Below are 6,060 nucleotides of genomic sequence, written 5' to 3' on the forward strand. Positions count from 1 at the left end.
GCCGCGGATTGACGACATGCCCCACATGCCGCACCTCCTCGTCATCGGGGCAGTCGTACACGAACACCCGCAGCGACTCCCCCACTTGGTTCGCGGCCAGCCCCACCCCCTGCTGCGCGTACATCGTGGCGAACATGTCCTCCACGAGACTCACCAGATCCGGGCCGAAATCCGTGACTTCTTCACACGGCGCGTGCAGAACGGGGTCTCCGAGCAGAGTCATGGGCCGTACGCGCCCCCGGGCGCCCGGAATCGAGCCGTTTCGCATGGCCGCAAGGGTACGTTCCGCCGGGTCGCCGGGGTGCCGTGGTTCGGGCGTACGAGTGGATCTCGATAGGCTGAGGCCCACACCATGGTGCCGACAGGCTCAGACGCGGTGCGCTCGCAAGGAGGATCGAGAACTGATGGCAGGCAACTCGGACCCGCTCACGCCGCGGGCCAAGCTGGCCGTGACGGCGGGCAAGGCCGTCGCGGCGGCATCGCGTGCCGCGGGTCGCGGCAGCGGATCGGTGATCGGCGGCCGTGTGGCCCTCAAGCTCGACCCCGACCTCCTCGCCCGGCTCGCCCAGAACCTGGACGTCGTCCTCGTCTCGGCGACCAACGGCAAGACCACGACCACCCGCCTGATCGCGGAGGCCCTGCGCGCCGCGGGCCCGGTCGTGTCGAACGCGCTCGGCGCCAACATGCCCGCGGGCATCACCTCGGCACTGGCCGGCGGCTCGGAGGCCAGATACGGGGTCATCGAGGTCGACGAGAAGTACCTCGCGGGGGTGGCCCGCGACACCGCCCCGAAGTGCATCGCGCTGCTGAACCTCTCCCGCGACCAGCTCGACCGCGCCGCCGAGACCCGGATGCTCGCCGAGAACTGGCGTGAGGGACTGGCCGGTTCGAAGGCCGTCGTCGTCGCCAACTGCGACGACCCGCTGGTCGTTTGGGCCGCGTCCTCCTCCCCCAACGTCATCTGGGTCGCCGCCGGGCAGATGTGGAAGGACGACGCCTGGTCCTGCCCGTCCTGCGGTGGTGTGATGCAGCGCCCGGGCGACGACTGGTTCTGCGGCGAGTGCGGCTTCCGCCGGCCCACGCCGAGCTGGGCCCTGTCCGGCGACCACGTCCTCGACCCGCACGGCTCCGCGTGGCCGATCCACCTCCAGCTGCCCGGCCGCGCCAACAAGGCCAACGCAGCCTCCTCGGCCGCCGTCGCCGCCGTCTTCGGCGTCCCCCCGCAGGTCGCCCTGGAGCGCATGTACCAGGTGCAGGCGGTGGCCGGACGCTACGACGTCGTGCAGTTCATGCAGCGCGACCTGCGTCTGCTGCTCGCCAAGAACCCGGCGGGCTGGCTGGAGACCTTCTCGCTGATCGACCCGCCGCCCACGCCGGTCATCCTCTCGGTGAACGCGCGCGGCGCCGACGGCACCGACACGTCATGGCTGTGGGACGTCGACTACACGCGCCTGACCGGCCACCCGATCTTCGTCATCGGCGACCGCAAGCTGGACCTCGCGGTGCGGCTGGAGGTCGCGGGCCAGCACTTCCAGGTCTGCGAGAACCTCGACCAGGCCGTGCAGATGGCCCCGCCCGGCCGGATCGAGGTCATCGCGAACTACACCGCGTTCCAGGACCTGCGCCGCCGCGTGGGCAACTGACGTACTCGGACGTTCTCGTAAGGACAGTGACTTCATGAGCGACAACAGCCTGCGGGTCGTCTGGATCTACCCGGACCTGCTCAGCACGTACGGCGACCAGGGCAACGTCCTCGTCGTGGAGCGCCGGGCCCGCCAGCGCGGCCTCGACGTGGCCCGGCTCGACGTGCGCAGCGACCAGCCGATCCCGACCTCGGGTGACATCTACCTGATCGGCGGCGGCGAGGACCGTCCGCAGCGGCTCGCGGCCGAGCGGCTGCGGCGCGACGGCCACCTGTACCAGGCCGTGCAGAACGGGGCGATCGTCTTCTCCGTGTGCGCCGGGTACCAGATCCTCGGCCACGAGTTCATCAACGATCTCGGCCAGCGCGAGCCCGGTCTCGGCCTGCTCGACGTGACCACGGTGCGCGGCGAGGGCGAGCGCTGCGTCGGTGACGTGCTCGCCGACATCGACCCGCGTCTCGGACTGCCGCCGCTGACCGGCTTCGAGAACCACCAGGGCATCACGCGTCTCGGCCCCACCGCGCGCCCGTTCGCACGGGTGAGCATCGGCAAGGGCAACGGCACCGGGGACGGCACCGAGGGCGCGTACAACGACACGGTCTTCGGCACCTACATGCACGGGCCCGTGCTCGCCCGCAACCCGCAGATCGCGGACCTGCTGCTGAAGCTCGCGCTCGACGTCAACGCGCTGCCTCCGGTCGACGACCGCTGGTACGAGGCGCTGCGCAACGAGCGCATCGCGGCCGCGCAGCAGCCCGCCTGAACACAGCCGCGCAGCAGCCCGCGTGACCGCGGGGGCGCGCAACCTGGTTGTACGCAGGGAGAAGTGCCCTTTCTGAGACGCCCCCCGCTCACCTGTGCGGGGGCGTCCAGCAGGCGGACGCCCGGTATGGACCTACCCCCTCCCGCCGGTAGGGTGGCCGCGATCCTGCCGGACAGCGCGGTCCGGTCTCCGGCCCACGTGAGAAGGTAAATCGGGCTATGCGCATTGGTGTCCTCACGTCCGGCGGCGACTGCCCCGGGCTGAACGCCGTCATCCGGTCCGTCGTGCACCGCGCCGTCGTCGACCACGGCGACGAGGTCATCGGCTTCCGGGACGGCTGGAAGGGTCTCCTGGAGTGCGACTACCTCAAGCTCGACCTCGACGCGGTCAGCGGCATCCTGGCCCGCGGCGGCACGATCCTCGGCTCCTCCCGGGTCCGTCCCGAGCATCTGCGTGACGGGGTGGCGCGGGCCAAGGGCCATGTCGAGGAGCTCGGGCTCGACGCGATCATCCCGATCGGCGGCGAGGGCACCCTCAAGGCGGCCCGCCTGCTGTCCGACAACGGCCTGCCGATCGTCGGCGTGCCGAAGACCATCGACAACGACATCGCCGTCACGGACGTCACCTTCGGCTTCGACACGGCCGTGGGGGTGGCGACCGAGGCCCTGGACCGGCTGAAGACCACCGCCGAATCCCACCAGCGCGTCCTCATCGTGGAGGTGATGGGCCGCCACACCGGCTGGATCGCGCTCCACTCCGGCATGGCGGCCGGCGCCCACGCCATCGTCGTCCCGGAACGGGCCTTCGACGTCGACGAGTTGGCCGCGCGCGTCGGCGAACGATTCGAGGCGGGCAAGCGGTTCGCGATCGTCGTCGCCGCGGAGGGCGCCAAGCCGAAGCCCGGGACCATGGAGTTCGACGAGGGCGGCAAGGACATCTACGGCCACGAGCGGTTCGCCGGAATCGCCCGGCAGCTCTCGGTCGAGCTGGAGGAGCGGCTCGGCAAGGAGGCGCGGCCGGTCATCCTCGGGCACGTCCAGCGCGGGGGCACGCCGACGGCGTACGACCGTGTGCTGGCCACGCGGTTCGGGTGGCACGCGGTGGAGGCCGTGCACCGGGGTGAGTTCGGGATGATGACCGCGCTGCGGGGGACGGACATCGTCATGGTGTCGCTGGCCGAGGCGGTCGAGACGCTGAAGACGGTGCCGGAGGAAAGGTACGCCGAGGCCGAGTGCGTGCTGTGAGAGCTCCGGGTCGGTAGCGCTGTCGAGCCGCCCCCGATGGCTGACGCCATCGGGGGCGGTTCTAGTCTGGGGACGGACAGACAGCGCTCAACCCCCACGAAACAGGAGCCGTCGGAATGGATCACAGCGGGCACGGCACGGATCTCCTGCCCTTCACCCTGGGGCGGGGACTCGGGTGGTCGGCGGACCCGTTCTTCCTCGTCGGCTGTCTGCTGGCGCTGGGGCTGTACGCGTGGGGGGTCGTCAGGCTCGGGCGGCGCGGTGACAAGTGGCCGGTGGGCCGCACGGTCGCGTTCGCGTTCGGTGTGCTGCTCGTCCTGCTGATGATGTGCACCAAGCTGAACGACTACGGGATGGTCATGTTCAGCGTGCACATGGTGCAGCACATGGTGATCAGCATGCTGTCGCCGATCCTGCTGCTGCTCGGCGCGCCGATCACACTGGCGCTGCGCGCCCTGCCGGTCGCAGGGAAGGGGCGCAAGGGGCCACGCGAGGTGCTGTTGATGCTGCTCCACAGCCTCTATCTGCGGATCGTCACCCACCCCGCGTTCACCATCCCCCTGTTCATCGCCAGCCTGTACGCGCTGTACTTCACACCGATGTTCGACTTCCTGATGGGCTCCAAGCCGGGGCACATCGCGATGATGGTGCACTTCCTCGCGGTCGGTCTGGTGTTCTTCTGGCCCATCATGGGCGTCGACCCCGGCCCGCACCGGCCCGGCTATCTGATGCGGATGCTGGAGCTGTTCGCGGGCATGCCGTTCCACGCGTTCTTCGGTATCGCGCTGATGATGGCGACCAGTCCGATGGTGAAGACGTACGAGAACCCGCCCGCCTCGCTCGGTATCGACGCCCTCTCCGACCAGAACGCGGCCGGCGGCATCGCCTGGGCGTTCAGCGAGATCCCGTCCGTGCTCGTGCTGATCGCGCTGCTCTTCCAGTGGTACGCCTCCGAGCAGCGGCAGGCCAAGCGCAAGGACCGCGCAGCGGACCGTGACGGCGACAAGGAACTCGAGGCGTACAACGCCTATCTGGCCTCACTCAACGCACGCGGTCGCTGAGTCCCGCTTTCTGCACCCTGCGGACAGCGAGCCCCTTTTCCGTCTTTCGGTCACTCGATCCTCTCTCCTATTTCTCCTTGACCGATCCGCTTTTCCGTTCAGTAGCATGATGCGTGAGCCCCGCTTCCACTCTGCGGGGTGAAGGGGGAACCGCCGGGGGGAGCGGTCATGACAGTGCGCACATGTTTGCGAAAAGCCGGGGAATTCACGGTTCGAAGGCTTGTCCTTCTCCTGGTGGCGGTTCTGGTCATCAGCGGGTGCGACTCGGGCCCAACCGCGTTCGTGGTGAAGGCCGTCGCCGCCGGAGTACCGTCTCTCGCACCCTTTTTCGAAGAGAACGGTGAGCTGGGCGAGGACGTCGACCTCGCGTCGGAGCCACCGCACAGCGGCCTGCAGCAGGGCAACGCGCCGGGGCTGTACGGAGGCAGCAGGAAGCCCGCGGTCTGTGACGTCGACCGGCTGGGGGAATTCCTCACCGATCCCAGGAACCGCGAGAAGACACGGGAATGGGCGAGTGTCATCGGTATCGATCCGGCCACCGATGGCCGGATCGAGGAATATCTCGACACTCTGACGCCCGTTCTGCTGCGTCACGACACCCTTGTGGTCAACCACGACTACAAGAAAGGCAGGGCGGTCGCCTTCAACGCGTTGCTGGAGTCGGGGATCGCGGTTTTGGTCGACGGGAAGGGCATGCCCTCCGTGAAGTGCTCGTGCGGGAACCCTTTGCGGGCCTTGGACGGGAACAGGAATCCCGAGGACATCGACGTCCGGTTCGACAACGGCAACGAGAAATGGGACGGCTACGACGAGTCCGCCGTGGTCGCCGTCAGGCCCGCGCCGCGGTCGCTTGACCGGATCGTGCTCGTCGACGTGGACGACCCCGAGAAGGGCATCAGCCGGCCCGTCGGCAGCGAGGGTGAGCGCGACAGCACGTTCGACGCGACCGAACGGCACAAGGTGCCGAGGGTGTCCGGGATGACCTTCGGCGCGGCCAGTCAGAAGCTGGCCGAACTGGGGCTGGCGGTGGCCTTCTCCGGAGACGAGCTGCCCTCCGCCGACGCGAGGGTGACCGGCTCCGAACCCGGGGTCGGGACCGAGCTGCGGTTCGGGGAGGCCGTGGTGCTGAGCGTGAAGGCGGACGACGGGTCGCCCGGCAGCCCGAGCAGGGGTGAACCGACCACGGGCGAACCATCGAAGGGCGAACCATCGAAGGAAGAGCCCACGACAGGCGGACCCACCGACGACGAACCCACGACTGGCGAGCCCACGACGGGCGGCCCCACCGGCGACAAACCCACGACGGGCGGCCCCACCCCGGACGAGCCCCCCACGGGTGAGCCCACGAG

At 69.3% G+C, this 6,060-nt stretch carries 6 protein-coding genes; 5 read left to right on the forward strand and 1 reads right to left on the reverse strand.

Annotation, left to right across the window (positions count from 1 at the left end; translation table 11 throughout):
• A partial coding sequence (locus tag FNH04_RS39685) for a peptide deformylase (RefSeq protein WP_194236972.1) occupies positions 1 to 268 on the reverse strand: 268 nt, incomplete at its 3' end.
• 136 nt (positions 269 to 404) lie between these two features.
• Here FNH04_RS39685 and FNH04_RS39690 point away from each other — a divergent pair.
• From FNH04_RS39690 to FNH04_RS39710, 5 genes are all read left to right on the forward strand, one after another.
• Positions 405 to 1,643 carry a MurT ligase domain-containing protein gene (locus FNH04_RS39690; RefSeq protein WP_152790935.1) on the forward strand — a complete coding sequence of 413 codons (1,239 nt, stop codon included), beginning with the start codon at positions 405 to 407 and terminating at the stop codon, positions 1,641 to 1,643.
• Positions 1,644 to 1,677: 34 nt separating this feature from the next.
• Entirely contained in the window at positions 1,678 to 2,406 is a 729-nt protein-coding gene (locus tag FNH04_RS39695) for a type 1 glutamine amidotransferase (RefSeq protein ID WP_152790936.1), read from the forward strand.
• A gap of 218 nt (positions 2,407 to 2,624) precedes the next feature.
• Positions 2,625 to 3,650: a 6-phosphofructokinase gene (locus FNH04_RS39700; protein ID WP_152790938.1), complete on the forward strand. Its 1,026-nt coding sequence runs from the start codon at positions 2,625 to 2,627 to the stop codon at positions 3,648 to 3,650.
• A 116-nt stretch (positions 3,651 to 3,766) separates the two neighbouring features.
• A complete protein-coding gene (locus tag FNH04_RS39705) occupies positions 3,767 to 4,711 on the forward strand; it encodes a cytochrome c oxidase assembly protein (protein ID WP_152790940.1) in 945 nt (314 codons plus the stop codon).
• 234 nt (positions 4,712 to 4,945) lie between these two features.
• On the forward strand, positions 4,946 to 6,060 hold a 1,115-nt coding region (locus tag FNH04_RS39710), incomplete at its 3' end, for a DUF6777 domain-containing protein (protein ID WP_322725207.1).

Origin of the sequence: Streptomyces phyllanthi, from assembly GCF_009377205.1 — a bacterium.
Classification (GTDB): domain Bacteria; phylum Actinomycetota; class Actinomycetes; order Streptomycetales; family Streptomycetaceae; genus Streptomyces; species Streptomyces phyllanthi.